The organism is Nocardioides sp., from assembly GCF_034670285.1.
In the GTDB taxonomy this organism is placed as follows: Bacteria; Actinomycetota; Actinomycetes; order Propionibacteriales; family Nocardioidaceae; genus Nocardioides.
The window spans coordinates 1-3,098 of sequence record NZ_JAXMNS010000432.1 but is presented as its reverse complement, the minus strand read 5'-3'; the positions used below and the strand labels follow the sequence as shown (position 1 = coordinate 3,098).

Annotated in this window: 2 protein-coding genes; both read right to left on the bottom strand. The window is 70.6% G+C overall.

Annotated elements, in window-relative coordinates:
• Positions 1-2,054, bottom strand: a 2,054-nt coding sequence (cphA, locus tag VOI19_RS17170) for a cyanophycin synthetase (RefSeq protein WP_323794171.1), incomplete at its 3' end; no start/stop codon positions are given.
• On the bottom strand, positions 2,054-3,067 hold the full coding sequence (locus tag VOI19_RS17165; RefSeq protein ID WP_323794170.1) for a cyanophycinase: 1,014 nt from the start codon (positions 3,065-3,067) through the stop codon (positions 2,054-2,056). The genes cphA and VOI19_RS17165, both read right to left, overlap by 1 nt.
• Between the last annotated feature and the right edge of the window lie 31 nt (positions 3,068-3,098).

Below are 3,098 nucleotides of genomic sequence, written 5' to 3'. Positions count from 1 at the left end.
TCGCGCGGACCGTGCTTGACGACGATCATCTCGCCGCGCTCGCTGGGGTTGAGCACGAGTGCCTTGCCGCCACGGCGGCAGTGGGCGTCGATCATGTCGCGGGTCTCCGAGCCGGGCTCCTCCATCGAGAACCACACGACCTGGCCCGAGCAGCGGCGACGCATCTCGCGCACCAGCGGGTCGTCGGCGTTGAGGACGGCGTGTCCGTCGCGCGGGACGGCCTCGACCAGCACGGCCTTGACGTCGGCGAGCTGCTCGACGGTGTCGATGCCGCGCATGCCGAGGTGGTCGGGCTGCACGTTGAGGACGACGGCGACGTCGTTGCGCTCGTAGCCCAGGCCCTCGCGCAGGATGCCGCCGCGGGCGACCTCGAACACGGCGAAGTCGACGCGGGGGTTCTGCAGGACCATCCGCGCCGAGCGCGGGCCGCTGGCATCGGACCGGATGAGCAGCCGCTCGTCGATGACGACGCCGTCGGTGGACGTCATGCCGACCTTGCGGCCCATGCCCTTGAAGACGTGGCTGATCATCCGCGAGGTCGTGGTCTTGCCGTTGGTGCCGGTGACGGCGACGATCGGGATGCGCGAGGTGGCCCCGGGCGGGAAGAGCATGTCGACGACCGGCTTGGCGATGAACTGGGGCTCGCCGATCGTCGGGTGGGTGTGCATCCGGAAGCCCGGAGCTGCGTTGATCTCACAGATCGCGCCGCCGGTCTCGCGCACCGGCTCGGTGATGTCGGGACAGATGAAGTCGATGCCGGCGATGTCGAGGCCGATCATCTGAGCGGCTTCCTCGGCGATCTCGACGTTCTCCGGGTGCGCCTCGAAGGTGCGGTCGATGGAGATGCCGCCGGTCGACATGTTGCCGGTGAGGGCGAGCTTGACGACCTGGCCGTCGGGGGCCACGTCGGTCATCTCGAAACCCTGCTCGCGCACGAGCTCGATCGCGGCCTCGTCGACCTTGATGCGAGTGAGCACCTTCTCGTGGCCGACGCCGCGGCGCGGGTCGGCGTTCGCGGTGTCGACGAGCTGCTCGATCGTCGCGGTGCCGTCGCCGGTCACCGAAGCAGGCACCCGCTCGGCGATGGCCGCGACCCGGCCGTCAATGATCAGGCAGCGGTAGTCCTTGCCCACGATGAGCGACTCGACGATGACCGTGCCGCGGCGCGACTGCTCCTCGGCGATCGGGAAGGCCGCGCGGACGTCGTCCTCGTTCTGCAGGTCGAGGCAGACTCCGCGGCCGTGGTTGCCGTCGAGCGGCTTGACGACGACCGGGTAGCCGATCCGCTCGGCGGCACGAACGGCCTGGTCGGCGCTGCGGACCGTGTCCTGCTTGGGCACGGGCAGGCCGGCGGCGCTGAGCAGACGGGTGGTGAGGTCCTTGTCGGAGGCGATGTCGACCGCGATCGCGGACGTCTCGGACGTCATGGTCGCGCGGATGCGCTTGGCGTGGACGCCCTGGCCGAGCTGCACCAGCGAGTGCTGGTTGAGCCGGATCCACGGGATGTCGCGCGAGACGGCCTCGTCGAGGATCGCCTGCGTGGAGGGACCGAAGGCGGTGCGCTGGGCGCGGCGGATGAAGTCGTCGAGCTCGGTGTCCCAGTCGAACTCCGGGTCGGCCTCGACGAGGTGGTTGACCAGGCGGACGGCGAGACGACCGGCGGCGAGGCCGACCTGCTCGTCCATGTAGCCGAAGATCACGTTGTAGACGCCCGTGCGGCCCTTGACCCCGCGCGTCTTGCCACGCCGTACGTCGTGACCGACGACCTGCTGGAGGGCCAGGGCACAGTGCTCGGCCACGTGGCCCAGCCAGGTGCCCTCGTTGAGGCGCTCGACGAAGCCGCCGCGCTTGCCACGGGAGCAGGAGTGCTCGCGCAGGCCGGGCAGCATGGCGATCAGGTGCTCGGTGAAGCCCGGGACCGTGTTGGTCGGGTACTCCTCGAGGGAGCCGAGGTCGACGACGAGATGGATCGCCCGGTCGTAGGACCAGATGTTGGCGCCGCGATAGACGCGGGTCTCGAGGATCGTGAGGTCAGGGGTGGGGCGTTCGGTCATCAGTGGAATCCGTCCTCGGAGGCGGCCAGGGGGTCGCGTGCGGCTTCGATCTGGTCGGGCTTGCGTCGGTGGCGGGCGAGTCGGCGCCGCAGGGTGGCCGGTGAGGCGTCACCGGCGGCGATGTCACGGGCCTGCTGGCGCAGGTCGCGACCGGCCTCGGCGAGCTCGGCGGCCACCGTCGACTCGACGGCGGGTCGCAGGGGCACCAGCGTGCGGGTGCTGAGGTCGAACGACGAGCCCTCGGGCAGCACGTGCAGGACGACGTTGCTCGCGAGCAGGGGCGCCGAGCGCTTGGCCTCGTAGGCGTTCGTCGTGATGCGTGCCGGGTCGAAGATCGTCACGGCACCCTTGCCGATGACCGAAAGGATCTCGTGCTCCGAGCCGTCGGCCTCGGTGACGTGCTCGACGACCGCAGCGGTGTCCTCGTCGACGCCGATGCCGAGCAGCTGCGGCGACTGCGACACGATCATGAGCAGGCGCCCGTAGCGGTTCCGCTGGTCGAAGTGCTGGTCGATGATCGACGACGGCACCAGGCCCAGGCCTGCTGCGACCTGCGTCATCCGCTGCTTGGGGGTGGCTCCCGGGCCGCCGAAGGCGACCATGTGGCTCGACTGGATGCTGGCCCCCGCCGAGGTGCCGGCGATCACCGCGCCGCGCTCGTGGGCGGCGACGATCGCGTCGCCCACCGGCGTGCCCGAGATGATCGAGGAGAGCTTGAGCTGGTTGCCGCCGGTCATGAAGATGCCGGTCGCGTCGTCGAGCAGCGCGACCAGGGCCGGGTCGTGCGCCTCCTCGCGGTTCTCGGGTCGCACCGCCACCACGTGGCCGGCGCCCTCGCGCCGGAAGAGCGCGTCGTACACCGAGACGACCTCGGCGCCGAGTGCCGAGGCGGTGGGGATGACGGCGATGCGCGCGTCGGCACCGCCGCTGGCGGTGACGAAGTCGGCGAGGATGGAGCGCTTGCGCAGCTTGTCCTCCGCACCGCCGATGATCATGAGGGGGCCGGGTGACATGGGCTCACCCTAGAGCGGCCGTGCGCGGTTC

What these genes read in the sequence shown, in the direction of transcription:
- VOI19_RS17165 (WP_323794170.1), bottom strand. Translation starts at nt 3,067, where the DNA reads ATGTCACCCGGCCCCCTCATGATCATCGGCGGTGCGGAGGACAAGCTG.